18 protein-coding genes and 1 other RNA gene are annotated in these 24,748 nt (G+C 67.4%); 10 read left to right on the top strand and 9 right to left on the bottom strand.

The window, feature by feature from the left end:
- Nucleotides 1–196: 196 nt before the first annotated feature.
- Together ACTWJ5_RS20060 and ffs are read right to left on the bottom strand one after the other, a co-directional pair.
- On the bottom strand, nt 197–826 hold the full coding sequence (locus ACTWJ5_RS20060; RefSeq protein ID WP_074982580.1) for a response regulator: 630 nt from the start codon (nt 824–826) through the stop codon (nt 197–199).
- A gap of 325 nt (nt 827–1,151) precedes the next feature.
- Nucleotides 1,152–1,248: signal recognition particle sRNA small type (gene ffs / locus ACTWJ5_RS20065), an RNA gene on the bottom strand.
- 234 nt (nt 1,249–1,482) lie between these two features.
- Between ffs and ACTWJ5_RS20070 the strand changes: the two genes are divergently transcribed.
- Nucleotides 1,483–1,857: a type 1 fimbrial protein gene (locus ACTWJ5_RS20070; RefSeq protein ID WP_074982582.1), complete on the top strand. Its 375-nt coding sequence runs from the start codon at nt 1,483–1,485 to the stop codon at nt 1,855–1,857.
- A 41-nt stretch (nt 1,858–1,898) separates the two neighbouring features.
- Here the strand turns inward: ACTWJ5_RS20070 and ACTWJ5_RS20075 are convergent, their stop codons facing one another.
- The 6 genes from ACTWJ5_RS20075 to ACTWJ5_RS20100 all read right to left on the bottom strand — a co-directional run bounded on the left by ACTWJ5_RS20075 (nt 1,899) and on the right by ACTWJ5_RS20100 (nt 10,451).
- Nucleotides 1,899–2,276: a cbb3-type cytochrome c oxidase subunit 3 gene (locus ACTWJ5_RS20075; protein WP_058489175.1), complete on the bottom strand. Its 378-nt coding sequence runs from the start codon at nt 2,274–2,276 to the stop codon at nt 1,899–1,901.
- A gap of 12 nt (nt 2,277–2,288) precedes the next feature.
- Nucleotides 2,289–2,567, bottom strand: a complete 279-nt coding sequence (locus ACTWJ5_RS20080; protein ID WP_009619418.1) for an HU family DNA-binding protein — start codon at nt 2,565–2,567, stop codon at nt 2,289–2,291.
- Between the two features lie 33 nt (nt 2,568–2,600).
- Complete coding sequence (gene ligA / locus ACTWJ5_RS20085) at nt 2,601–4,985, bottom strand: NAD-dependent DNA ligase LigA (protein WP_444436388.1); 2,385 nt, start codon at nt 4,983–4,985, stop codon at nt 2,601–2,603.
- A 110-nt stretch (nt 4,986–5,095) separates the two neighbouring features.
- Nucleotides 5,096–5,992 (bottom strand): cell division protein ZipA, encoded by an 897-nt coding sequence (zipA, locus tag ACTWJ5_RS20090; RefSeq protein WP_074982586.1) that lies wholly within the window; start codon nt 5,990–5,992, stop codon nt 5,096–5,098.
- Between the two features lie 300 nt (nt 5,993–6,292).
- Nucleotides 6,293–9,781 (bottom strand): chromosome segregation protein SMC, encoded by a 3,489-nt coding sequence (smc, locus tag ACTWJ5_RS20095; RefSeq protein WP_444436389.1) that lies wholly within the window; start codon nt 9,779–9,781, stop codon nt 6,293–6,295.
- Nucleotides 9,782–9,791: 10 nt separating this feature from the next.
- Nucleotides 9,792–10,451, bottom strand: coding sequence for a GntR family transcriptional regulator (locus ACTWJ5_RS20100; protein WP_116424961.1), 660 nt, complete (start codon nt 10,449–10,451; stop codon nt 9,792–9,794).
- Between the two features lie 173 nt (nt 10,452–10,624).
- Between ACTWJ5_RS20100 and ACTWJ5_RS20105 the strand changes: the two genes are divergently transcribed.
- The 5 genes from ACTWJ5_RS20105 (at nt 10,625) to guaD (ending at nt 18,327) form a co-directional block, all read left to right on the top strand.
- Nucleotides 10,625–11,758: an alkane 1-monooxygenase gene (locus ACTWJ5_RS20105; protein ID WP_444436390.1), complete on the top strand. Its 1,134-nt coding sequence runs from the start codon at nt 10,625–10,627 to the stop codon at nt 11,756–11,758.
- A gap of 408 nt (nt 11,759–12,166) precedes the next feature.
- The gene (xdhA, locus tag ACTWJ5_RS20110) at nt 12,167–13,630 is read left to right on the top strand and encodes a xanthine dehydrogenase small subunit (protein WP_444436391.1); all 1,464 of its coding nucleotides are present in this window, start codon (nt 12,167–12,169) and stop codon (nt 13,628–13,630) included.
- The gene (gene xdhB, locus ACTWJ5_RS20115; protein ID WP_444436392.1) at nt 13,623–16,013 is read left to right on the top strand and encodes a xanthine dehydrogenase molybdopterin binding subunit; all 2,391 of its coding nucleotides are present in this window, start codon (nt 13,623–13,625) and stop codon (nt 16,011–16,013) included. Before xdhA ends, xdhB begins: the two co-directional genes overlap by 8 nt.
- Before the next feature lie 91 nt (nt 16,014–16,104).
- Nucleotides 16,105–16,956 carry a xanthine dehydrogenase accessory protein XdhC gene (gene xdhC, locus ACTWJ5_RS20120; RefSeq protein WP_074982597.1) on the top strand — a complete coding sequence of 284 codons (852 nt, stop codon included), beginning with the start codon at nt 16,105–16,107 and terminating at the stop codon, nt 16,954–16,956.
- Nucleotides 16,957–17,028: 72 nt separating this feature from the next.
- Nucleotides 17,029–18,327, top strand: coding sequence for a guanine deaminase (guaD, locus tag ACTWJ5_RS20125; protein WP_074982599.1), 1,299 nt, complete (start codon nt 17,029–17,031; stop codon nt 18,325–18,327).
- A 483-nt stretch (nt 18,328–18,810) separates the two neighbouring features.
- On the opposite strand, the gene ACTWJ5_RS20130 is transcribed toward guaD, so the two are convergent.
- Nucleotides 18,811–19,233: a universal stress protein gene (locus ACTWJ5_RS20130; protein ID WP_074982601.1), complete on the bottom strand. Its 423-nt coding sequence runs from the start codon at nt 19,231–19,233 to the stop codon at nt 18,811–18,813.
- Nucleotides 19,234–19,376: 143 nt separating this feature from the next.
- On the opposite strand from ACTWJ5_RS20130, the gene ACTWJ5_RS20135 reads away from it, so the two are divergent.
- The 4 genes from ACTWJ5_RS20135 to ACTWJ5_RS20150 all read left to right on the top strand — a co-directional run bounded on the left by ACTWJ5_RS20135 (nt 19,377) and on the right by ACTWJ5_RS20150 (nt 24,523).
- Nucleotides 19,377–20,300: a LysR family transcriptional regulator gene (locus tag ACTWJ5_RS20135; RefSeq protein WP_074982603.1), complete on the top strand. Its 924-nt coding sequence runs from the start codon at nt 19,377–19,379 to the stop codon at nt 20,298–20,300.
- Between the two features lie 158 nt (nt 20,301–20,458).
- Nucleotides 20,459–22,030: an MFS transporter gene (locus ACTWJ5_RS20140; protein ID WP_444436393.1), complete on the top strand. Its 1,572-nt coding sequence runs from the start codon at nt 20,459–20,461 to the stop codon at nt 22,028–22,030.
- A gap of 16 nt (nt 22,031–22,046) precedes the next feature.
- A complete protein-coding gene (locus ACTWJ5_RS20145) occupies nt 22,047–23,114 on the top strand; it encodes an HlyD family secretion protein (protein ID WP_444436394.1) in 1,068 nt (355 codons plus the stop codon).
- Nucleotides 23,111–24,523 (top strand): efflux transporter outer membrane subunit, encoded by a 1,413-nt coding sequence (locus tag ACTWJ5_RS20150; protein ID WP_444436395.1) that lies wholly within the window; start codon nt 23,111–23,113, stop codon nt 24,521–24,523. The genes ACTWJ5_RS20145 and ACTWJ5_RS20150 overlap by 4 nt, the downstream gene beginning before the upstream one ends.
- The last annotated feature ends 225 nt before the right edge of the window (nt 24,524–24,748 follow it).

Raw genomic sequence — 24,748 nt, forward strand, 5'->3', positions numbered from 1 at the left:
CATTAAAAATTAATCACCGGCAATAATTAGGATTTTCCCGAATCAACCCAAGCCGATAAATTCCGATACACCATCGGAAAATTCTTAACCCATTCTGAAAACCGAACTGCCAAATCACCGCCACGGATGAAAAACGGAAATAAAAAAGCGGGCCGCATGGGCCCGCTTTTTCCAGGTGGTCGAAGCTCGTTGGCTATCAGTCGAAGAAATGCTTCTCGAGGCAGCAGGCCAGCAATTCCTGGTCCGTGCTCACGCCGAGACGGCGCTTGGCCGATGCCTTCTGCGCGCTGATGGTCTTGTCGCTGCGCCGCAGCAGGCGCGCGATTTCACACACGCGCAAGCCTGAGACGAACAGTCGCAACACCTCGTATTCCTTGACCGAGAGCGAGGTCAGGCGGCTGTGCAGGTCGCCGCCGTCGCCGGTGCAGGGGTTGAGCACCCGGCGGCCCTTGCACAGGGCGTCCAGGGCCGACAGCAACTGGGCCATACCCGCGTCCTTGCGCACCACGCCCTGCACCCCGAGCTCGCACAGGCGGTCCAGCACCAGGCGGTTGGACAGCATGGTGAAGACCAGGAACCTCACCTCGGGGAAGTTACGCACCAGGTAGCCGATGAAGCGCACACCGTCCCCGTAGACTTCGTCCCCAGGCATGCTGAAGTCGATGATCGCGATATCGAAATGTTCCCGTCGCAATGCCTCGACCAGCTCACCAGAAGTTCGCACCTCACATGCCACTTGATATTGCGGATGACGTTCCAGAATCCCACGGACTCCCATCAATACGACTGCGTGATCATCCGCCAGAACGATCTTGATCTTTTTCAAGGCAACCTCACAAACGACGATAACTCGATACAACAGCCAACTTTCTCGGCTGCCTAATCTAATGGAAGAGCCTGAAAAACGGCACCTTAAAAGCGCCTGTTTAATCAATATAAGAAAAATCCGACATGGCACCCAAGTGCCAATGGATGACGGAAAACAATGCGGGCCAAGGGCGACGTGCGGCTGCTGGTTCGTTCGACAGGAACAGAGAGGTCGGCTATGCCGTAGGGAAAAATCAGACGAGCCCGAAGGCAAAAAGGGGGGAGGTGGAAGGCGTACACGGGGAATTGTGGCTAGGAAAAGCACCCCCCGAAAATGGAGGTGGCCCCGCCAGCCACACCCCGGCACACGATGTCACCGCTGCGGCTGCTCCCTTCCGGGCCTGACCGGGTTCACGGCTGATCGTTGCGGGGGGACCGACAGGGCCACCATAACGAAACCCGCCTAGGTGGCGGGCGGCGACATTGTACCGAGCCCAGCGCAAGTTACAAGCACTTCAAGCACTTACCGGTGAATTCCGCGATGGCATACACATAAATAGCATTTTGATATCACTTTGCCCTGCGGCATGGTGGCACACTGCCATGGCACTGGTGAGGTGGAGGGGAAGGACTCCCCCTCGGCGCTTCAGCCCTCAACGCTTTGGGAGAATTCCGATGATCAAGTCTGCTTTCGCTGTTCTGGCCCTGGGCCTGTCTCTCTCTTCCACTGCCTTCGCCAATGGCGGCACCATCAGCTTCAGCGGGCACGTCTACTCGCCGCCGTGCAAGATCATCGACTTCACCAGCCAGGCCAGCACGCAACAGGCACGCCTGGACCTGGCCGGCTGCGGCGAGACCTCGCGCCTGTCGTTCAGCGAACCGTCCGGACAGGAAGCGGCCCGCCAACTGGCGGTGACCGACCTGGACGGCCGCAAGGTCGACCTCGGCGTCGAGAACGAAGCGCAGGACGGCGGCATGAACCTGGTGCTGCGCAACCTGGACGGCCGCAGCGGCGCGCGGCCGCTGATGCTGAACATCACCTACCTCTGAGTTTCCCCTCCCCCACTCGCCCGGCGGCGTGGGGGATAGCCTCATTCGGCGCGGATCATGCCGCCGGGAATCGGCTGGGTGGAGACCTCCAGGTTCGGCCCCAGGTAGAGGTCGCTCTTCTCGAAGCCGGGCCGGCTGCTGAAGCTGGCGTACTTCTCCTGCCCGCGGTGGAAGGTGAAGGCCACGCGGTAGTCGCCGCCGCGCAGCAGGCGCAGCGGGAAGTTCAGCACGGCGCCCGGCTGGATTTCCCCGGAAAGGGTTTCCTCGCCGTTCTCCTTGAAGCTGTAGCTCGCCGGCGCGCTGGCGTTGGCGTCGTAGTGCAGCTGGATCTGCGGACGCTCGGTCCAGGCCACGTAGAGGGCGAACAGCAGGACCAGGGCGATCAGCCCCGCGAGCCGCTGCTTTCTAGCCTTGTCCATCGCCGCCCCCGGTCAGTTGAGGCTGTCGGCCAGGGCCTTGGCCGGGACGAAGCGCACCACTTTCTTCGCTGCGATCTCGATGCTCTTGCCGGTCTGCGGGTTGCGCCCGGTGCGCGCGGCGCGCTCGCTGACCTTGAGCTTGCCGATGCCCGGCAGGGTCAGCTCGCCGTCGTTCTCCAGGCTGTCCTGGACGATCTGCGCCAGTTGCTCGAACACGCCACGCACCGAGGCCTGGGTCAGGTCGAGGGACTCGGCGATGTCGCGTACCAGTTGTTCCTTGGTCATTGCCATGTGTTGCTTCTCCGAATGGTCTTGGGAATGGGTTCAGGCGTTCAGGCCATGGTCGGCCAGCAGCTTCAGCAGCCCTTCTTCGTCCATGACGTCGACGCCGAGTTCCTGGGCCTTGGCCAGCTTGGAGCCGGCGCCGGGGCCGGCCACCACGCAATGGGTCTTGGCCGACACCGAGCCGGCGACCTTGGCGCCCAGGCTTTCCAGTTTCTCCTTGGCGACGTCGCGGCTCATGGCCTCCAGGGTGCCGGTGAGCACCCAGGTCTGCCCGGCCAGCGGCAGGCCCTCGGCCTGCTTCTTCTCGCTCGCCCAGTGCATGCCGAACTCGCGCAGTTGCTCCTCGATCTCACGGGTGCGCTTGGCATTGCCGGCGTCGTCGAAGAACTCGCGCAGGCTCTTGGCCGCGCGCTCGGGCAGGCGTTCGACCTGGCGCAGGTCGAGCCAGTCGGCGTGGATGATGCCTTCCAGCGAACCGAAGCGGCTGGCCAGCTTTTCCGCGCCGGTGGCGGCGATGAAAGGGATGTTGAGCTTGTCGATGAAGCCGGCCAGGGTGGCGCAGGCGGCGAACTCGGCAGCCACCTCGCCCTCCTCCTGTAGCTGCACGCCGTGCTCGGCGTCGAGCAGTTCGGCGATCACCTTGCGGTTGTGCTCGTCGGCGAAGAAGTTGTGGATTTCGTAGGCCACCTCGGCACCGACGTCCGGCAGGTAGGTCAGCACCTCCGGCAGGGCCTTCTGGATGCGCTCCAGCGAGCCCAGGGCGCGGGCCAGCAGCTTGGCGGTCTCCTCGCCGACGTCGGGGATGCCCAAGGCGTAGACGAAGCGCGCCAGGCTCGGCCGGCGGCTGTCGGCGATGGCGTTGATCAGATTGTTGCTGGACACCTCGGCGAAACCTTCCAGCTCGATCACCTGCTCGTAGGTCAGGCGGTAGAGGTCGGCCGGCGACTTGACCAGGCCCTTGTCCACCAGCTGCTCGACGATCTTGTCGCCGAGGCCGTCGATGTCCATGGCCCGGCGCGAGACGAAGTGGATGATCGACTGCTTGAGCTGCGCCTGGCAGAACAGGCGGCCGACGCAGCGGTAGATGGCGCCCTCGCTGACCGACTCGCGGCCCTTGGCGCGCTTGACCAGTTGCGTGCGCTCGACCTGCGAGCCGCACACCGGGCAGGTCTCGGGAATGTGCACCGGGCGCGCGTCGGCCGGGCGGCGTTCGACGACCACCTGCATCACCTGCGGGATCACGTCGCCGGCGCGGCGGATGATCACGGTGTCGCCGATCATCAGGCCCAGGCGCGCCACTTCGTCCATGTTGTGCAGGGTGGCGTTGGACACGGTGACGCCGGCCACCTGCACCGGCTTCAGGCGCGCCACCGGGGTCACGGCGCCGGTGCGGCCGACCTGGAATTCCACGTCGAGCAGTTCGGTGAGTTCCTCGCGGGCCGGGAACTTGTGGGCGATGGCCCAGCGCGGCTCGCGGGCGCGGAAGCCCAGCTCGCGCTGAAAGTCGATGCGGTTGACCTTGAACACCACACCGTCGATCTCGTAGGCCAGGCTGTCGCGGCGCTCGCCGATGTCGGCGTAGTAGTCCTGGCAGCCCTTCACCCCGCGGGCCAGCTTCAGCTCGCGGCTGACCGGGATGCCCCAGGCCTTGAAGGCTTCGAGGATGCCGATCTGGGTATCCGGCAGGCTGCCGCCCTCGACGCGGCCGAAGCCGTAGGCGCACAGCTCCAGCGGGCGGCTGGCGGTGATCTTCGGGTCGAGCTGGCGCAGGCTGCCGGCCGCGGCGTTGCGCGGGTTGGCGAAGGTCTTGGCGCCGGCTTCCATCTGCCGGGCGTTGAGCGCCTCGAAGCCGGCCTTGGACATGAACACCTCGCCGCGCACTTCCAGCACCGCCGGCCAGCCCTCGCCATGCAGGCGCAGGGGGATGTTGCGCACGGTGCGCACGTTGGCGCTGATGTCCTCGCCGGTGCTGCCGTCGCCGCGGGTGGCGCCGCGGGTCAGCCGGCCGTTCTCGTACAGCAGGCTGACCGCCAGGCCGTCGAGCTTGGGCTCGCAGCTGTAGTCCACCTCGGCGCCGCCGCCGAGCAGGTCGCCGCCCGGCAGCAGGTCGGCCAGGCCTTCGCGCACGCGGCGGTCGAAGTCCAGCAGGTCCTGTTCCTCGAAGGCGTTGCCCAGGCTGAGCATGGGGATTTCGTGGCGGATTTCGCCGAAGGCCGAGGCGGCGGCCCCACCCACGCGCTGGGTCGGCGATTCGGGGGTGACCAGGTCGGGGTGCTCGGCCTCCAGTTCCTTCAGTTCGCGGAACAGGCGGTCGTACTCGGCGTCCGGCACGCTGGGCTCGTCGAGCACGTAGTAGCGGTAGTTGTGCGCGTCCAGCTCGCTGCGGAGCTGGGCGATGCGTTGGGCGGCGGTCTGGGTGGTCATAGAAGAAGCCATAAGCGAAAGGCTGGAAGCTGGAAGCTAGAAGCTGAAAGCCAAAAAGCAAAGCCGGAAGGACAGGGGTCGCTTCCGGCTTCGAGCTTTAGGCTTCCAGCTTATCTTTTCTGCGTCAGCGCGCGGCGTTCGAACTCGATGATGCGCTGGCGGTAGTGCTCGATGGTCTGCGCGGTCATCACGCTGCGCTGCTCGTCCTTCAGCTCGCCGTTGAGTTCGTGGGCCAGCTTGCGGGCGGCGGCGACCATCACGTCGAAGGCCTGCTTCGGATGGCGCGGGCCCGGCAGGCCGAGGAAGAAGCTCACCGCGCGGGTGCTGAACTGGTCGATGTTGTCCAGGTCGAAGGTGCCCGGCTTGACCGCGTTGGCCATGGAGAACAGCACTTCGCCGTTGCCGGCCATGCTTTCGTGGCGGTGGAAGATGTCCATGTCGCCGAAGCGCAGGCCGCTCTCGAGGATGTTCTGCAGCAGCGCCGGGCCCTTGAAGCCACCCTCGTCGCGGCAGATCACGTTGATGATCAGCACTTCTTCCACCGGAGCCGGAGCCGGGGCGGCGGCGGGCGCCGGGCGCTCCTTGTCCTTTTCCCTGTCCCTCTTGCGTTCCTTGCCCCGGGATTTTTCCTTGGGCGCCTCGGCCAGGGGATCGGGGAAGTCTTCTTCGTCCAGCGGGCCGAGCAGGTTCGGCGCCGGGTCGTCCAGGGCCAGGTCGCCCTGGCGCGGCTCGCCACGGCGCTTGCCGCGGGCCGCGTCCTTGGCGCTGACCTTGGGCAGGTCGTGCTCGTCCAGCGAAGGTTCGTGGTGCTCGACCACCCGCGAGGGGCCCAGCACCTCGGCGCTGCCGCCGTCGTCATCGTCGTCCAGTTGGTTGGCGAAGTGGCGGTCCAGCTTGAACTTCAGCTTGCCCTTTCCGCCCCGCATGCGCCGCCAGCCATCGAACAGAATGCCGGCGATCACGATAAGCCCAATGACGATCAGCCATTCGCGCAGACCGATATCCATCTAATCCCAGTGCCCCTGATAAAAATGATGATGAAAAAGGGATGTCCTATCCCGGTAAAAACGCGAACCTCGAGTTGTATGTTCGCGCGTAACAAAGTGGGCATTAAGCTAGCATGCCCGACACAACTTTTACACCGTCTGCGGCTGTTGTCCGCAGCAATAATCGCAACTTTTCCCAAGCCCGCCCAAGATCAGGCTTACCTCAATCGAATCAAGGGGTTAGGCATATCCCCCAGTACAGCACAAGTCAGCGCCCGGCGCTGGCGAATACTGTACGAAATTTGTCCAGGAGGCACTTCATCAGGCTTCCGCCAGTGCCACGGCTTCTTCCACGTCGACCGCCACCAGGCGCGAACATCCCGGTTCGTGCATGGTCACGCCCATCAACTGGTCGGCCATTTCCATGGCGATCTTGTTGTGGGTGATATAGATGAATTGCACTTTCTCGGACATTTCCTTTACCAGGCGGGCATAACGCCCGACGTTGGCGTCGTCCAGCGGCGCGTCGACCTCGTCGAGCATGCAGAACGGCGCCGGGTTGAGCTGGAAGATGGCGAACACCAGGGCCAGCGCGGTCAGCGCCTTCTCGCCGCCGGACAGCAGGTGGATGGTGCTGTTCTTCTTGCCCGGCGGGCGCGCCATGATCGCCACCCCTGTATCGAGTAGATCTTCGCCGGTAAGTTCCAGGTAGGCGTGACCGCCGCCGAACACCTTGGGGAACAATGCCTGAAGGCCAGCATTGATCTGGTCGAAGGTTTCCTTGAAGCGGTTGCGGGTTTCCTTGTCGATCTTGCGGATGACGTTTTCCAGGGTGTCCAGGGCTTCCACCAGGTCGTCGTTCTGCTCGTCCAGGTAGCGCTTGCGCTGGGATTGCTGCTGGTATTCGTCGATGGCCGCGAGGTTGATCGCGCCCAGGCGCTGGATGCGCCCGGCCAGTTCCTCCAGGCGGGTTTCCCAGACCTTCTCGGCGGCGTCGTGGGGCAAGGTGCCGAGCACCGTGTGCAGGTCGTAGCCGTCTTCGCCGAGCTGCTCCTGCAGCGCCTTGCGACGAACGGTCAGGGCCTGCCACTCCATGCGCTGCTGTTCCAGCTGGCCGCGCAGCAGCTGCGACTGCTGCTCGGCCTGGGTGCGGCGCTTCTCGGCGTCGCGCAGCTGGCGGTCGGCGTCTTCCAGGGTGAGGCGCGCGGTCTTGAGTTCCTCTTCCACGCCCATGCGCCGCTCCAGCAGCTCTTCCAGGCGCATGCGCAGTTCTTCCAGGGGCGCGGCGCCCTCCTCCAGGTTGAGGCTGAGCTGCTCGCAGCGCTCGACCAGGCGCACGGCCTGCACGTCGAGGCGCTCCAGGGCCTGGCGGGTGGATTCGTGCTGGGCCTTGAGCGAGCCGACGCGCACCGCCAGTTGGTGGGCTTGGTCCTTGTGCTGGCGGGCTTCCTGGCGGATGCGGTCGAGGCGTTCGCGCAGTTCGTCGCGCTCGGCCAGCAGCGCCTCGCGGCGGCCGGTGTCCTCGGCCATGGCGTCCAGCGCCACCTGCAGGTGCAGGCGCGCCTCGCCCAGCTGTTCGTGTTCGATGGCGCGCTGCTCGGCCAGTTCGGCCAGTTCCTCGTCGAGGCGGCGGCGGCGCAGGGTCAGCTGTTCGACCTTGGCCTGCTGGGCCGAGAGCGCGGCCTTCAGCTCACCGTGGCGGCGGCCTTCCTCCTGGATGCGCCGGCGCAGTTGCTCGCGGCCGTCCTCGGCCTGGCGCTGGGCCTGGCGCTGGGCTTCCAGCTGTTCTTCCAGGGCAGCCAGGCGTTCTTCCAGTTCTTCGCGTTCGACGTACAGCCGTTCCAGCTCCTGGCCGCGGGCCAGCACGCCGGACTCGGCGGAATCGCCGCGGCGCACCCGCAGGAAATGCTTGCCGACCCAGTAGCCGTCGCGGCTGACCAGGCTCTGTCCGGCGCCCAGCGAGGCGCGTAGTTCCAGGGCCTGCTCCAGGCTTTCCACCGGGCGCACCCCGGCCAGCCAGGGCGACAGGTCGTGGTCGGCGCTGACCATGTCCAGCAGGCTGCCGGCGGCACTGGCACCGCCGCGCGGCAGGTCGAGCAGGCGCAGCTCGCCCTTTTCCAGGCCGGCATAGGGCAGCCCGGCGAAATCGTCCAGCAGCACGGCGTGCAGGTCGGCGCCGAGCACGGTTTCCACCGCCAGCTCCCAGCCCGGCTCCACGCGCAGGCCCTCGGCCAGGCGCGGGCGCTGCTCCAGGCCCTGCTCGCGCAGCCAGTCGGCGGCGCCGGCGCCCGGGTCCAGGGCGGCCTGCTGCAGGGCTTCCAGGGAGGCGATGCGGCCATTCAGGCGCTGCAGTTCGCCCTGGGCCTGGTGCTGGGCGGCGTTGCCGTCCTGCAGGCCCTGGCGCACCTGCTCCAGGCGCTCGACCAGCTCCAGTTCCTCAGCCTGCAATTCTTCCAGCTGCAACTCGACGGCGGCCAGCTGTTCGCTCAATTCGAGGATGGCCGCGCCTTCCGGGTCGGCGGCCAGCTGCGCGCGCTCTTCGCTCAGGCGGCGTTCACGCTCGCCCTGACGTTCCAGGCTGTGCTCCAGGTGCTGGATGCTCGACTGCTGCACCTCGGCCTCGCGGCGCGGCTCGGCGCTGCGCTGGTTGAAGGCGTCCCAGCGCTGCTGCCAGTCGTGCATGCCGGTCTCGGATTCTTCCAGCAGGGCGCTGGCTTCCTCGGCGGCGGCGGCGCTGGTTTCCTGCTCGGGCGCGAGCATTTCCAGTTCCTCGGCCAGGGTCGCCAGCAGGGTGCGGTCGTGGCCCAGGTGCGATTCGGTTTCCTGGCGGGTGCGCTCGGCCTCGCGCAGGTCGTCCTGCAACTGGCGCATGCGCTGCTGGCCGTGCTGGATGCTCTGCTCGACGCGGGCGATGTCGCCGCCCACCGAGTAGAAGCGGCCCTGGACCTGGTTGAAGCGTTCGGACAGCTCGTGGTGGCCATCACGCAGGCGCTCGATGCTGGCGTCGGCGCTGCGCTGCTCGGCCACCAGGGCCTCGAAGGCCACTTCCTGGTCACCGATCACCCGTTCCTTCTGGCCCACCTGCTCGTTCAGCTCGCGCCATTTCAGGGCGCCCAGCTGGGCCTTGAGCTGGCGTTCCTCGGCCTTGTATTCCTGGTACTTCTCCGCCGACTGGGCCTGGCGGTGCAGGCGTTCGAGCTGGCGCTCCAGCTCCTCGCGCAGGTCGGTCAGGCGCGCCAGGTTCTCCTGGGTGCGGCGGATGCGGTTCTCGGTCTCGCGGCGGCGCTCCTTGTACTTGGAGATGCCGGCGGCTTCCTCGATGAAGTTGCGCAGGTCCTCCGGCTTGGCCTCGATCAGCTTGGAGATCATGCCCTGCTCGATGATCGAGTAGCTGCGCGGGCCCAGGCCGGTGCCGAGGAAGATGTCGGTGATGTCGCGGCGCCGGCACTTGGTGCCGTTGAGGAAGTAAGTGTTCTGGCCGTCGCGGGTGACGCGGCGGCGGATGGAAATCTCGGCGTAGGCGGCGTATTCGCCCACCAGGGTGCCGTCGGTGTTGTCGAAGATCAGCTCGATGGACGCCTGGGTCACCGGCTTGCGCGTGTTCGAGCCGTTGAAGATGACGTCGGTCATCGACTCGCCGCGGAGGTTCTTCGCCGAACTCTCGCCCATCACCCAGCGCACGGCGTCGATGATGTTGGACTTGCCGCAGCCGTTGGGGCCGACCACGGCGGCCATGTTGCTCGGGAAGCTGACGGTGGTGGGGTCGACGAAGGACTTGAAGCCCGCCAGCTTGATGCATTTGAGGCGCATGCCGCTCTCCTCAGCGTTCGGCCAGGGCAGCCAGCACCAGCTGGCTGTTGTGGCGGCCGTAGTCCAGAAGCACCTCGCGGATGACCGCCTCGTCGCGGTCGATCACCGCCTGCAGCAGGCGGGCGAAGCTGTCGAGGAACTGGCTCATCTCGCTTTTGCGCCGTTCCAGGGCCAGGTGGTAGGTGCGGCTGATGGCCGGCAGCAGGTTCTCCACCGTCTCCTGCAGGTAGGGGTTGGCGGCGAAGGGGAAGGCCGCGCGCATGATGTCGAAGCTGGACTCGACGAAGGCGTCGATGTCGCCGCGCTGCAGGCTTTCCATCAGGCGCTGCTGGATGGCCAGGAACGGCTGCAGGTCGCCCTCCTCGCGCCAGGTCCGCGCCACCGCGCTGGCGAGCATGATGTACAGCTCCATGACCAGGCCGTAGAGGCTTTCCACGTGGCTGGCGGACAGCTCCGAGACCTGCGCCCCGCGGCGCGGCAGTATCACCACCAGGTGGCGGCGTTCGAGGATCAGCAGCGCCTCGCGCACCGAGCCGCGGCTGACGTTCAGGGCCTGGGTGACCTTCTGCTCCTGGATGCGTTCGCGTTCCTTGAGCTCGCCCCGGATGATGCGTTCGGCGAGGTGGTGGGCAATCTGCTCAGCCAGGCTGTCCGGGGCCTTGAACGTCATGGGTGTCCTTATCGCTGGAGGGCTGATGGAATGGGGCTTGCGGCCGCGAAGTGTAACACAGGGTGTTACCCGGCAACGCCCCGGTCAAGGGGCTCGACTGAACGAAGGTTGGTGCGTACGAAGAAAGGATTGGGCGCAGGATTGTCTGACAATCCTACAACGAGAATCGCGCCATGTTCGCCTTCCTTTCCCCTGCCTGGATGCTGCGCCTGAAGAAGGCCGGCTACTGGATCTGGCTGGTGCCGGTGTTCGGCATCCCGCTGAGCTACTGGTGGTCCTACGGCAGCGACCACCCCAACGCCTGGGCCTGGTTCGTCATCGCCGTGGTGTTCCTGGTCATCCCCGTGCTCGACGCCATCGTCGGCCGCGACCCGGCCAACCCCGACGAGGCCAGTGAAGTGCCAGCACTGGAGCGCGAAGGCTACTACCGCTTCCTCAGCCTGATGACCGTGCCGCTGCTGCTGGGCATGCTGGTCTACGGCGGCTGGGTGATCACCCACTACGAGGCGTGGAACTGGGTGGGCAAGCTGGGCTGGATACTTTCGGTGGGCACGGTGATGGGCGCCATCGGCATCACCGTGTCCCACGAGCTGATCCACAAGGACCCGCAGCTGGAGCAGCGCGCCGGCGGCCTGCTGCTGGCGGCGGTGTGCTACGCCGGGTTCAAGGTGGAGCATGTGCGCGGCCACCACGTGCACGTTTCCACCCCGGAAGACGCCTCCTCCTCGCGCTACGACCAGAGCCTGTACGCCTTCCTGCCCCACGCCTACAAGCACAACTTCCTCAACGCCTGGCGCCTGGAGGCCCAGCGCCTGAAGCGCAAGGGCCTGCCGGCGCTGCACTGGCGCAACGAGCTGATCTGGTGGTACGTCATCAGCGCGCTCTTCCTGCTCGGTTTCAGCCTGGCGTTCGGCTGGCTCGGCGCGATGTATTTCCTCGGCCAGGCGGCCATGGCCTTCACCCTGCTGGAGATCGTCAACTACGTCGAGCACTACGGCCTGCACCGCCGGCGCCTGGACGACGGCCGCTACGAGCGCACCTCCCACGAGCATTCGTGGAACAGCAACTTCCTGCTGACCAACCTGTTCCTCTTCCACCTGCAGCGCCACTCCGACCACCACGCCTACGCCAAGCGCCGCTACCAGGTGCTGCGCCACTACGACGACAGCCCGCAGTTGCCCAACGGCTACGCCGGAATGATCGTCCTGGCGCTGTTCCCACCGCTGTGGCGCGCGGTGATGAACCCCCGCGTACGCGCCTACTACGCCGGCGAGGAATACCAGCTGAGCGATACCCAGCGCGCCTGATTCCAACGGGCTCCACGCCTTTGCGGCAGCCGGCACACCCCCGGCTGCCGTTTTTTTTGCTCGCTGTTTTCTGGGTTCCCGCGTTCGCGGGAATGACGTTGGAAAACACGATTCTCACCCCGTCATTCCCGCGAACGCGGGAACCCAATAGACATACAAGAGAAACGCCGCCGTAGGATGGGTTGAGCGCAGCGATACCCATCGCCATAACTGTAGGAGCGAGCTTGCTCGCGAACCATCCCAGCTGCGAAGCGGCCCCGTTCGCGAGCAAGCTCGCTCCTACGAAAAAGCGCTCTGCCGGAAATAGCTGACCGAAAGATCAGAATTTTTGTTGACTTAAAAGTCAGCTTTTCCTAGATTCACCTCCATCGCGCCCCGCCCAACAACAAGAAAGCCTGGAGGCATGCCTTGATCAGGTTCCTGCTCAACCGCGAGCTGCGTGTCGAAGACCGCCTCGACCCGAATCTCACCGTGCTCAACTACCTGCGCCAGCACCTGGGCAAGACCGGCACCAAGGAGGGCTGCGCCTCCGGTGACTGCGGCGCCTGCACCGTGGTGGTGGGCGAGCTGGTCGGCGCCGAGGGCGCCGAGCGCATCCGCTACCGCACCCTCAATTCCTGCCTGACCTTCGTTTCCGCCCTGCACGGCAAGCAGCTGATCGTGGTCGACGACCTCAAGCACCGCGGCGAACTGCACGGCGTGCAGCAGGCCATGGTGGACTGCCACGGCTCGCAGTGCGGCTTCTGCACCCCCGGCTTCGTCATGTCGCTGTTCGCCCTGCAGAAGAACAGCGCCGGCGAAACCGCGGAGCAACGCAAGGCCGAGGCCTACGAGGCACTGGCCGGCAACCTGTGCCGCTGCACCGGCTACCGGCCGATCCTCGACGCCGCCGAGCAGTCCTGCTGCCAGAAGCGCCCGGACCAGTTCGACGCCGCCCAGCAGCAGACCATCGCCCAGCTCAAGGCCATCGCCCCGCACGAAACCGCCGAGCTGAACAGCGGCGACAAGCGCTGCCTGCTGCCGCTGACCATCGCCGACCTGGCCGACCTCTACAGCGCCAACCCGCAGGCGCGCCTGCTGGCCGGCGGCACCGACCTGGCCCTGGAAGTCACCCAGTTCCACCGCGAGCTGCCGGTGATGATCTACGTCGGTCATGTCGAGGAGATGAAACGCGTCGAAGTCCTCGCCGACCGCATCGAGCTGGGCGCCGCCGCGCCGCTGACCGACTGCTACGCGGCCCTGGCCCACGACTACCCGGACTTCGGCGAGCTGCTGCACCGCTTCGCCTCGCTGCAGATCCGCAACCAGGGCACCCTCGGCGGCAACATCGGCAACGCCTCGCCCATCGGCGACTCGCCGCCGCTGCTGATCGCCCTGGGCGCGCGCATCGTGCTGCGCAAGGGCGGCGAGAGCCGCGAACTGCCGATCGACGAATACTTCATCGACTACAAGGTCACCGCGCGCCAGGAAGGCGAGTTCATCGAGAAGGTCATCATCCCGCGCCCGCAGGCCAACCAGGCGTTCCGCGCCTACAAGGTGTCCAAGCGCCTGGACGACGACATCTCGGCGGTCTGCGCGGCCTTCAGCATCACCGTCGAGGACTGCCGCATCAGCGCCGTGCGCAGCGGCTTCGGCGGCATGGCGGCGATCCCCAAACGCGCCCGCGCCTGCGAGGCGGCGCTGCTCGGCCAGCCGTTCAACGCCGCCACCTTCGAACGCGCGGCAATCGCCCTGGGCGAGGACTTCGCCCCGCTCTCGGACTTCCGCGCCAGCAAGGAATACCGCCTGCTCACCGCGCAGAACCTGCTGCGCAAATGCTTCCTCGAACTGGAAGCGCCCCAGGCCGTGACTCGGGTGACCGCATATGCATAAGCATCACAAGACCCAGGAAGAACTCCAGGCGCTGTTCCGCGCCGACCTGACCACCGGCGTGGGCCGCAGCGTCAAGCACGAAAGCGCGCCCAAGCACGTCAGCGGCGAGGCGGTGTACATCGACGACCGCCTGGAATTCCCCAACCAACTGCACGTCTACGCCCGCATGAGCGACCGCGCCCATGCGCGCATCACCAGGCTGGACGTCAGCCCCTGCTACGCCTTCCCCGGGGTGGCCATCGCCATCACCAAGGACGACGTGCCCGGCCAGCTGGACATCGGCCCGGTGGTGGCCGGCGACCCGCTGCTGGCCGACGGCAAGGTCGAGTACCTGGGCCAGATGGTCATCGCGGTGGCCGCCGACAGCCTGGAGACCGCACGCAAGGCGGCCATGGCGGCGATCATCGAGTACGAGGACCTGGAGCCGGTGCTCGACGTGGTCGAGGCGCTGCGCAAGAAGCACTTCGTGCTGGACAGCCACCAGCACCGCATCGGCGATTCCGCCACCCAGCTGGCCAGCGCGCCGCACCGCATCCAGGGCACCCTGCACATCGGCGGCCAGGAGCACTTCTACCTGGAGACGCAGATTTCCTCGGTGATGCCCAGCGAGGACGGCGGCGTCATCGTCTACACCTCCACGCAGAACCCCACCGAGGTGCAGAAGCTGGTGGCCGAGGTGCTGGGCATCTCCTTCAACAAGGTGGTGATCGACATGCGCCGCATGGGCGGCGGCTTCGGCGGCAAGGAAACCCAGGCCGCCGCGCCCGCCTGCCTGTGCGCGGTGATCGCGCGCCTGACCGGGCGCCCGGCGAAGATGCGCCTGCCGCGCGTCGAAGACATGCAGATGACCGGCAAGCGCCACCCCTTCTACGTCGAGTACGACGTGGGCTTCGACGACGACGGCCTGCTGCACGGCATCCACATGGACCTGGCCGGCAACTGCGGCTACTCGCCAGACCTCTCCGGCTCCATCGTCGACCGCGCCATGTTCCACTCCGACAACGCCTATTTCCTCGGCAACGCCACCATCAACGGCCACCGCTGCAAGACCAACACCGCGTCGAACACCGCCTACCGCGGCTTCGGCGGCCCGCAGGGGATGGTCGCCATCGAGGAAGTGATGGACGCGGTGGCGCGCCACCTGGGCAAGGACCCGTTGGAAGTGCGCAAGCGCAACTACTACGGCAAGGACGAGCGCAACGTCACCCACTACCACCAGCAGGTCGAGCACAACCTCATCGCGGAGATGACCGCCGAGCTGGAGGCCAGCGCCGAGTACGCCAAGCGCCGCGCCGAAATCCGCGCGTTCAACGCCGCCAGCCCGATCCTCAAGAAGGGCCTGGCGCTGACCCCGGTGAAGTTCGGCATCAGCTTCACCGCCACCTTCCTCAACCAGGCCGGCGCGCTGATCCACATCTACACCGACGGCAGCATCCACCTGAACCACGGCGGCACCGAGATGGGCCAGGGCCTGAACACCAAGGTGGCGCAGGTGGTGGCGGAAGTCTTCCAGGTCGACATCGACCGCGTGCAGATCACCGCGACCAACACCGACAAGGTGCCCAACACCTCGCCGACCGCGGCATCGAGCGGCGCCGACCTGAACGGCAAGGCCGCGCAGAACGCCGCCGAGACCATCAAGCAGCGCCTGGTGGAGTTCGCCGCGCGGCACTGGAAGGTCACCGAGGAAGACGTCGAGTTCCGCAACAACCAGGTGCGCGTGCGCGACCTCATCCTGCCCTTCGAGGAGCTGATCCAGCAGGCCTACTTCGGCCAGGTGTCGCTGTCCTCCACCGGCTTCTACCGCACGCCGAAGATCTACTACGACCGCGACAAGGCCGCCGGCCGGCCGTTCTACTACTTCGCCTTCGGCGCCGCCTGCTCGGAAGTGCTGGTGGACACCCTCACCGGCGAGTACCGCATGCTGCGCACCGACATCCTCCACGACGTCGGCGACTCGCTGAACCCGGCCATCGACATCGGCCAGGTGGAGGGCGGCTTCGTCCAGGGCATGGGCTGGCTGACCATGGAAGAGCTGGTGTGGAACGCCAAGGGCAAGCTGATGACCAACGGCCCGGCCAGCTACAAGATTCCGGCCATCGCCGACATGCCAATGGACCTGCGGGTGAAGCTGGTGGAGAACCGCAAGAACCCGGAGCAGACGGTGTTCCACTCCAAGGCCGTGGGCGAGCCGCCGTTCATGCTCGGCATCTCGGTGTTCTGCGCCATCAAGGACGCCGTGGCGAGCCTGGCTGACTACCGCGTGCAGCCGCAGATCGACGCACCGGCGACGCCGGAGCGGGTGCTCTGGGGGGTGGAGCAGATGCGCAGGCTGAAGGCTGCGCAGGCCGAGACCACCCAAACCCAAGCCGAACCAGCGTAACCCTGTAGGAGCGAGCTTGCTCGCGAACAACCCAACCACCCTTCGCGAGCAAGCTCGCTCCTACGAAGAGCCATCTACCGAGGTAGACGTCATGAACTGGATCAGCGCCCTCGCCGACCTGCAGCAACGCGGCGAAGCCGCCGTGCTGGTGACCATCATCGAGGAGCTCGGCTCCACGCCGCGCAACGCCGGCTCGAAGATGGTGGTCAGCGCCGACAGGCTGTTCGATACCATCGGCGGCGGCCACCTGGAGTTCAAGGCCCTGCAGATCGCCCGCGAGATGCTCGAACAGCGCAGCCAGCAGCCGCGCCTGGAGCGTTTCAGCCTGGGCGCCAGCCTCGGCCAGTGCTGCGGCGGCGCCACCGTGCTGCTGTTCGAGCCGATGGGCCAGCCCCAGGCGCACATCGCGGTGTTCGGCGCCGGCCACGTCGGCCGCGCGCTGGTGCCGCTGCTGGCCAGCCTGCCGTGCAAGGTGCGCTGGATCGACTCGCGGGAGGCCGAGTTCCCGGAAAGCATCCCGGCCGGCGTCGAGAAAGTGCTGAATGACGAAGTGCTCGACGAGGTCGAGAATATGCCGGCGGGCGGCTACTACATCGTCATGACCCACAACCACGCCCTGGACCTGGAGCTGACCGCGGCGATACTCAAGCGCGACGACTTCGGCTACTTCGGCCTGATCGGCTCGGACACCAAGCGCGCCAAGTTCGAACACCGCCTGCGCGACCGCGGCTTCGCCAGCGAGACCGTGCAACGCATGCGCTGCCCCATGGGCATCGCCGAGGTGAAGGGCAAGCTGCCGGTGGAGATCGCCGTGTCCATCGCCGGCGAAGTGATAGCCACCTACAACGCCGCCTTCGGCCAGGAAAAGGCCAGCGGCGAACACTCGGTGGCCAAGCTCCTGCCCAGCAGCCGCCGGGCCCGTACCGCCGAGAGCGGTACCTGAGGCAACCAACAGACATTCGTAGGATGGGTTGAGCGAAGCGATACCCATCGTTCCCAGGATCGAGAGAACGACATGACCAGCAAAGCCTACCGCGCCAGCATCCTGCACAGCGTCGCCGACCCCGCCGAAGTGGGCGTCGACAAGTCCTACCAGTACTTCGAAGACGGCATCCTGCTGGTGGAAGACGGCAAGGTCGCCCGCCTCGGCCACGCCGCCGAGCTGCTGCCGCAACTGGGCGGCGTGGAAGTGGTGGAATACCGCGACGCGCTGATCACCCCCGGCTTCATCGACACCCACATCCACTACCCGCAGACCGGCATGATCGCCTCCTACGGCGAACAGCTGCTGGATTGGCTGAACACCTACACCTTCCCCACCGAGAAGCAGTTCGCCGACCCAGCCCACGCCGCCGACGTCGCCGGCATCTTCCTCAAGGAACTGCTGCGCAACGGCACCACCACCGCCTTGGTATTCGGCAGCGTGCACCCGCAATCGGTGGACGCGCTGTTCAATGCTGCCGAGAAGCTCGACCTGCGGCTGATCGCCGGCAAGGTGATGATGGACCGCAACGCCCCGGACTACCTGACCGACACCGCCGAAAGCAGCTACCGCGACAGCAAGGCGCTGATCGAGCGCTGGCACGGCAAGGGCCGCCTGCTCTACGCGGTGACCCCGCGCTTCGCTCCCACAAGTACCCCCGAACAGCTGGACGCCGCCGGCCGCCTGCTCAAGGAGCACCCGGACGTGTACCTGCACACCCACCTGTCGGAGAACCGCAAGGAAATCGAGTGGGTCAAGGAACTGTTCCCCGAGCGCAGCGGCTACCTGGACGTCTACGACCACCACGGCCTGCTCGGCGCGCGCTCGGTGTTCGCCCACGGCGTGCACCTGTGCGACGGCGAATGCCAGCGCCTGGCCGAGACCGGCTCGGCGGTGGCCTTCTGCCCCACCTCGAACCTGTTCCTCGGCAGCGGCCTGTTCGACCTGGCCAAGCTGGAGAAGCACAAGGTCAAGGTCGGCCTGGGCACCGACGTCGGCGCCGGCACCAGCTTTTCCCAGCTGCAGTCGCTGAACGAGGCCTACAAGGTGATGCAGCTGCAGGGCATCAAGCTCGACCCGTTCAAGTCGCTGTACCTGGCCACCCTCGGCGGCGCCCGCGCGCTGGAGCTGCAGGACAAGGTGGGCAGCTTCGCCCAGGGCAACGAGGCGGACTTCGTGGTGCTGGACTACAAGGCCACCCCGCTGCTGGACTACCGCCTGCGGCAGGCGAAGAGCCTGGAGGAAAGACTCTTCGCCCTGATCATCCTCGGCGACGACCGCACGGTCCGCGAAACCTTCGCCCACGGCCGCTCGGTGCACCAGCGCGGCTGACGCTTACGGTCACGCCGGCCGGGCCCTTGCTCAGGACCGCCGGCCGGGGTGGCCGCTTTTCATTTCCCGGGGGGACGGGGTCGAACCGTAGGGCGCATAACGCCTACGGCGTTATCCGCCGTTTGGCCTTGGTCCCACTCGAGCACGAAGCCCCCGGCCCAGCCACGCATTCAGCGATGAGAAAGGCCAGGCGGCGGATAACCGCGAACGGTTATTCGCCCTACGCTGGCCGAGGGCTTCGTGCGATGCGAGAGAGTCCTCACAGCAAAGCCCAAGGGAAACTCCATTCGCGAGCATGGCTTTTCGTAGGATGGGTTGAGCCTTGGCGAAACCCATGCGGCCGTGGCGATGGGTATCGCTTCGCTCAACGCCATCCTACGGGTCTTGTGTTTGCCGGAGGGCGTAGGAGCGGATTCATCCGCGATCCGCGCCTGCACCCGGTCCATCGCGGACGGAGTCCGCTCCTACAAAAGCAGCCCCGCGCTACCCCCGCACCTCCACCAACACCGGGCAAGGCGCCCGCTCGATCACCCGCTGCCCCACCGAGGGATCCAGCAGCCGCTCGATGCGCCCCAGGTGGCGGTGGCCGATGACGATCAGGTCGCAGCCCTGGCGCTCGGCCTCGCGCAGGATCGCCCGCGCCGGGTCGCCGGCCAGTATCCGCCCCGTGGCGCGGCCCGCCGGCAGTTGCGCCAGCGCGGCGTCCAGCAGGGCCTGGGCCTCATGCTGCTCGTGCTCGGCCGGCGGGTAATCGAGCACGTCCGGCTGCGGCAGGGCGAAGGCGCGGTCGACCACGCAGACTACCTCCAGGCGCGGCGTGCCGGCCTCTGCCAGCTGCGCGGCGGTGGCGATGAGGCGCTGGGCCTGCGGGGTGCCGTCGATGGCGACCAGGATGCGTTCGAACATGGGGCTTCCTTAATAAAACGGTGAACACCGATCATTCTTCGGGCTCGCGCGGAATGCGTAAAGGCACCCTGGCTGCACGCCAGAGTTGCACCACACGCACGTATCGCCGAGCATCCCTGCGAACCAACGTTCCCGGAGGCACCATGGCCCTGCCCGACCTCAACCTGCTGGTCGCCCTCAACGTGCTGCTGGAAGAAGGCAGCGTGGTCGGCGCCGCGCGCCGCCTGCACCTGAGCCCGCCGGCCATGAGCCGCACCCTGGGGCGCATCCGCGAGGCGGTGGGCGACCCCATCATGGTCCGCGCCGGGCGCAACCTGGTGCCCACGCCGCGGGCGCTGCAGTTGCGCGAGGAGGTCAGCGAGCTGGTGGAACACGCCATGCGCCTGTTCAACGCCAAGGAAAACCTGCAGATGGACCGCCTGGAACGCTGCTTCGTGCTGCGCTCCAACAACGTGCTGGTGGGCGGCTTCGCCTCGCGCATGCTGGCGGTGATGCGCGACGAGGCGCCGCACTGCAGCCTGCGCATGGCCCCCGAGGCCGATTTCGACGACGAGGCCCTGCGGCAGAACCGCATCGACCTGTACATCGGCGCCACCTCCAGCCTGGAGCCGGAAATCCGCACCCAGACGCTGTTCACCACCAACTTCGTCGGCCTGGCCCGCCGCGACCATCCGATCTTCGACGGCGAGATCACCCCGGAACGCTTCGCCGCCTATCCGCAGATCAGCGTCTCGCGCCGCGGCCGGCCCCTCGGGCCGATCGACGAGGAACTGGCGAACCTGGGCCTCAAGCGCAACATCCGGCTGATCGCGCCGACCTTCCATTCCTCGATCTTCGCCCTGCTGGAATCCGACCTGCTGCTGCCGATCGCCGAGCACTCGCTGTGGCGCCTCGACCGCCTCGGGCTGTCCCTGCGCCAGTTCGACATCCCGCTGCCGCTGAAATCCGTGGTGATCATCCAGGCCTGGCACCCGCGCTTCGACAACGACCCGGCGCACAGCTGGCTGCGGCAGACGGTGAAGCGGGTATGCATCGAGCTGCGCGAGAGTTCGGGGTTGCTGAGCTGATCCCCAACCAGTGCACAATACGCACTGATTAGTTCTAATCATTTCAATTTTCACACTGATTGGCGCTCCCTAGACTCTGCTCAAAACCCCTAGAGTCCCGACGCCATGCCTTGCCCCGACCATAGCGCGATGGCCGGCCTCCGCCACGAGGCCCGGCCATGACCGCCGCGCTCACCCCGCTCGCCACCCCGGCCGCCGCGCAGCCGGCCAAACCTGTCGCCCAGCCCTTCGGCCCACGCATCCTGGTGGGCATGCTCGGCGTGCTGCTCGCCTCGCTCAGCGCCGGGCTCAACGACAAGGTCACCGACCTTGCGATGAACGACGTGCGCGGCGCGCTGGCCATCGGCCATGACGAAGGCACCTGGCTGCTGGCCCTGTACGCCGCCTTCCAGGTCGCCGGCATGGCCTTCGCGCCCTGGTTCTCGGTAACCTTCTCGCTGCGCCGCTTCACCCTCGCCGCCATCGCTGCCTTCGCCCTGCTGGCGCTGCTCTGCCCCTTCGCCCCCAACGTGCACACGCTGTACCTGCTGCGCGCCCTGCAAGGCCTGGCCGGCGGCTGCATGCCGCCGATGCTGATGACCGTGGCGCTGCGCTTCCTGCCGCCGGGCATCAAGCTCTACGGCCTGGGCGCCTACGCCCTGACCGCCACCTTCGCGCCCAACCTGGGCATGCCCCTGGCGGCGCTGTGGACCGAGTACGTCGGCTGGCAGTGGGTGTTCTGGCAGGTCATTCCCTTGTGCGCGCTGGCCATGGCCGCAGTGGCCTGGGGCATTCCCCAGGACCCGCTGCGCCTGGAGCGTTTCCGCCAGTTCGACTGGCTCGGCGTGGCCCTCGGGCTGCCAGGCATCCTCATGCTGGTGCTGGGCCTGCTGCAGGGCGAGCGCCTGGACTGGTTCGAGTCCGACCTGGCCACCCTGCTGGTGGTAGGCGGCGCGGCGCTGCTGGCGGCCTTCTTCCTCAACGAATGGACGCACCCGCTGCCGTTCTTCCGCCTGGACATCCTCAAGCGGCGCAACCTCAGCCACTCGCTGCTGACCCTGGCCGGCGTGCTGGTGGTGCTCGGCGCCTGCGCCGGCGTGCCGGCCTCGTACCTGGCCGCCGCCCACGGCTACCGCCCGCTGCAGAGCGCGCCCATGGCCCTGCTGGTGGCCCTGCCGCAACTGCTGACGCTGCCGCTGGTGGCCGCTCTGTGCAATATCCCGCGCGTCGACTGCCGCTGGGTGCTGGCCATCGGCATCGCCCTGTGCGGCCTCTCCGCCTACGGCATGAGCCAACTGACCGGCGACTGGACGCGGGACAACTTCTACCTGCTGCTCAGCCTGCAGATCATCGGCCAGCCGATGGCCGTGGTGCCGCTGCTGATGTCCTCCACCAGCGTGGTGGCGCCCGTCGAAGGGCCCTTCGCCTCGGCCTGGTTCAACAGTGTGCGGGCCTTCGCCGCGGTGGTCGGCAGCAGCGTGGTGGGCATCCTCATGACCTGGCGCGAGCACTACCACTCCAACCGCCTGGTCGACCACCTGGGCGCCGCGCCCCAGGCCCTGGCGCTACGCCTGGACCAGCTCGACGGCAGCCTGCCGTGCCTGGCCGGGCAGGTCCACGGCCAGGCCTCGGTGCTGGCCGCCGCCGACACCCTCTGGTGCATGGCCTGGCTGGCCGCCGCCCTGCTCCCGCTGATCGCCGTCATGCCGCTGCGGGTCTACCCGCCGCGCCCGGTCGCCCCCGCTCACTGAAATCCGGAAAGCCATCATGTCCAAGACATTCCTCACTTCCCGCCGCGCGAGCCTGACAATGGCCGCGCTGCTGCTGCTCGCCGCCCTGGCCTGGCTGCTGCTGCGCCTGCTCGGCCCGGAGCGCGAACAGAGCACCGACGACGCCTACGTGCGCGCCGATTTCACCCTGGTGGCGCCCAAGGTCGCCGGCATCGTCGACAGCGTACTGGTGGAAGACAACCAGTCGGTGAAGGCCGGCCAGGTGCTGGCGCGCATCGACCCACGGGACTACCAGACCGCGCTGGCCGCCGCCGGGGCCGAGCTGCTCTCGGCGCGGGCGCGCCTGCGCCACGTCGGCGCCGACCTGGAGCGCCAGCACGCGGTGATCGCCCAGAGCGCCGCCCAGGTCGCGGCCGACCAGGCCACCCAGCGCTTCGCCCAGCAGGAGCTGCAGCGCTACCAGCACCTCGCCAGCCAGGGCGCCGGCACCCTGCAGAACGCCCAGCAGGCGCGCTCGCGCCTGGACAACGCCCAGGCCGCGCTGGACAAGGCGCGCGCCGCCAACCTGGCCGCGCGCAAGCAGCTGGACGTGCTGCTGGCCCAGCAGGCCGAGGCGCAGAGCGCGGTGCAGCGCGACGAGGCGCAGTTGCAGCAGGCGCAGCTGAACCTGTCCTACTGCGAGATCCGCGCGCCCTTCGACGGCATGGTCGGCCGCCGCGGCGTGCGCGTCGGTGCCTACGTCACCCCGGGCAGCCCGCTGCTGGCGGTGGTGCCGCTGCAGCAGGCCTACGTGGTCGGCAACTTCCAGGAAACCCAGCTCACCGAAGTGCATCCCGGCCAGGCGGTCGAAGTGCGCGTCGACACCTTCCCCGGCCAGGTGCTGCGCGGCCACGTCGACAGCATCGCCCCGGCCACCGGCCTGAGCTTCGCGCCCATCGCCCCGGACAACGCCACCGGCAACTTCACCAAGGTGGTACAGCGCATCCCGGTGAAGATCGTCCTGGAGCCGAACCAGGCGCTGCTGGCCCGCCTGCGCGTGGGCATGTCGGTGGTGGCCAGCATAGACACCGCCTCCGCCGGCGAACAACGGGTGGCCGCGCAATGAAACACACCCCGCTCCTGCTCGCCTGCCTGGCCCTGGGCGCCTGCAGCCTCGGCCCGGACTTCCGCCAACCCGACGCCCAGGCGCCGGCCTCCTGGAACGCCAAGGGCGACGACGTCGCCAGCCGCCCCGCCGGCGGCGCCGTGGAAAGCCAGTGGTGGAAGCTGTTCAACGACCCGCAGCTGGACCGCCTGCAGGCCCGCGTGGCCGCCGGCAACCTCGACCTGCAAGCCGCCGCCGCGCGCCTGGAGCAGAGCCGGGCGATCCGCCGGGCGCTGGGCGCCGACGCCGTGCCGCAGGTGGATGGCAACGCCGGCTATGCGCGCCAGCGCAACAGCGAGGTGGGCCTGTCCGATCCGTCCGGCGAGGCTGGCCGGCACAACTTCAACCAGCTCGACGCCGGCTTCACCCTGAGCTGGGAGCTGGACCTGTGGGGCCGCGTGCGCCGCGAGCTGGAGGCCGCCGACGCGCAGGTGCAGGCCAGCGAGGCGAGCCGCCATGACGTGCTGGTGGCGGTGCTGGCCGAAAGCGCCCGCGACTATGTGCAACTGCGCGGCGAACAGGGCCGCGAGGCGATCCTGCGCGGCAATCTGGACATCGCCCGGCACAGCCTGCAGCTGACCCAGCTGCGCCGCGCCGAGGGCGTGGCCACCGAACTGGACGTCGCCGAGGCCAAGGCCCAGGTGGCGGTGATCGAGTCGCAACTGCCCGGCAGCCAGAAACGCCAGGCGCGCCTGCTCAACGCCCTGGCCTTCCTCCTCGGCGAACAACCCGGCGCGCTGACCGCCGAGCTGGCCCAGACCGCGCCCATCCCGCGCGCGCCCCAGGCGGTGCCGGTGGGCCTGCCGGCGGAACTGGCCCGGCGCCGCCCGGACATCCGCCAGGCCGAGGCCCTGCTGCACGCGGCCACCGCCAGCATCGGCGTGGCCCAGGCGGACTTCTACCCGCGCATCAGCCTCAACGGCGACTTCGGCTTCCAGGCCCTGCAACTGGCCAACTTCGGTGACTGGAACAGCCGCACCTTCGGCATCGGCCCCAGCCTGCACCTGCCGATCTTCGAAGGCGGCCGGCTGAAGGGCACCCTGGCCCTGCGCGAGGCGCAGCAGAAGGAAGCGGCCATCGCCTACCGGCGCACGGTGCTCAATGCCTGGCGCGAGGTGGACGATGCGCTGAACGACTACGCCGCCGACCAGCGCGAGCTGGCGGCCCTGGATGAAGCGGTGGAGCACGGCCGCACGGCCTTGGCCAATGCCCGCGAGCAGTACAAGGCGGGGGCCGTGGATTTCCTCAATGTGCTGAGTGCGCAGCGTGAGTTGCTGGCCAGTGAGGAGCGCCAGGTGCGCAGTAGCGAGGCGGTGGGGGTGAACCTGGCGCTGCTGTACAAGGCGCTGGGTGGGGGGTGGGAGTCGTAGGGCGTACAACAGTTCGCGGTTGTACGCCGTTACAGCTGTCTCGTGGCTGGCTTCGTGGTTGGTGTCGGAGTGAGGCCGGGCGGTGCTTCCTGGCCGAACCCGGAGCGTTGTGGGGCCACGGTCAGGCGGCGGATAACCGCGAACGGTTATTCGCCCTACGTTTGCCGGGGCTTCTGTGCGATGCGAGAGCACCCTCTCCCCAGCCCTCTCCCTGAAGGGAGAGGG

This window comes from Pseudomonas sp. A6, from assembly GCF_052367875.1.
Lineage (GTDB): Bacteria > Pseudomonadota > Gammaproteobacteria > Pseudomonadales > Pseudomonadaceae > Pseudomonas > Pseudomonas citronellolis.

Bases quoted from the DNA above. Each gene is read 5' to 3' on its own strand.
- guaD (WP_074982599.1), top strand. From the start codon at position 17,029: ATGACCAGCAAAGCCTACCGCGCCAGCATCCTGCACAGCGTCGCCGAC.
- xdhC (WP_074982597.1), top strand. From the start codon at position 16,105: ATGAACTGGATCAGCGCCCTCGCCGACCTGCAGCAACGCGGCGAAGCC.
- ACTWJ5_RS20145 (WP_444436394.1), top strand. From the start codon at position 22,047: ATGTCCAAGACATTCCTCACTTCCCGCCGCGCGAGCCTGACAATGGCC.
- ACTWJ5_RS20130 (WP_074982601.1), bottom strand. From the start codon at position 19,233: ATGTTCGAACGCATCCTGGTCGCCATCGACGGCACCCCGCAGGCCCAG.
- zipA (WP_074982586.1), bottom strand. From the start codon at position 5,992: ATGGATATCGGTCTGCGCGAATGGCTGATCGTCATTGGGCTTATCGTG.
- ACTWJ5_RS20080 (WP_009619418.1), bottom strand. From the start codon at position 2,567: ATGGCAATGACCAAGGAACAACTGGTACGCGACATCGCCGAGTCCCTC.
- smc (WP_444436389.1), bottom strand. From the start codon at position 9,781: ATGCGCCTCAAATGCATCAAGCTGGCGGGCTTCAAGTCCTTCGTCGAC.
- ACTWJ5_RS20150 (WP_444436395.1), top strand. From the start codon at position 23,111: ATGAAACACACCCCGCTCCTGCTCGCCTGCCTGGCCCTGGGCGCCTGC.
- xdhB (WP_444436392.1), top strand. From the start codon at position 13,623: ATGCATAAGCATCACAAGACCCAGGAAGAACTCCAGGCGCTGTTCCGC.
- ACTWJ5_RS20070 (WP_074982582.1), top strand. From the start codon at position 1,483: ATGATCAAGTCTGCTTTCGCTGTTCTGGCCCTGGGCCTGTCTCTCTCT.
- ACTWJ5_RS20075 (WP_058489175.1), bottom strand. From the start codon at position 2,276: ATGGACAAGGCTAGAAAGCAGCGGCTCGCGGGGCTGATCGCCCTGGTC.
- ACTWJ5_RS20100 (WP_116424961.1), bottom strand. From the start codon at position 10,451: ATGACGTTCAAGGCCCCGGACAGCCTGGCTGAGCAGATTGCCCACCAC.
- ACTWJ5_RS20135 (WP_074982603.1), top strand. From the start codon at position 19,377: ATGGCCCTGCCCGACCTCAACCTGCTGGTCGCCCTCAACGTGCTGCTG.
- ligA (WP_444436388.1), bottom strand. From the start codon at position 4,985: ATGACCACCCAGACCGCCGCCCAACGCATCGCCCAGCTCCGCAGCGAG.
- ACTWJ5_RS20140 (WP_444436393.1), top strand. From the start codon at position 20,459: ATGACCGCCGCGCTCACCCCGCTCGCCACCCCGGCCGCCGCGCAGCCG.
- ACTWJ5_RS20105 (WP_444436390.1), top strand. From the start codon at position 10,625: ATGTTCGCCTTCCTTTCCCCTGCCTGGATGCTGCGCCTGAAGAAGGCC.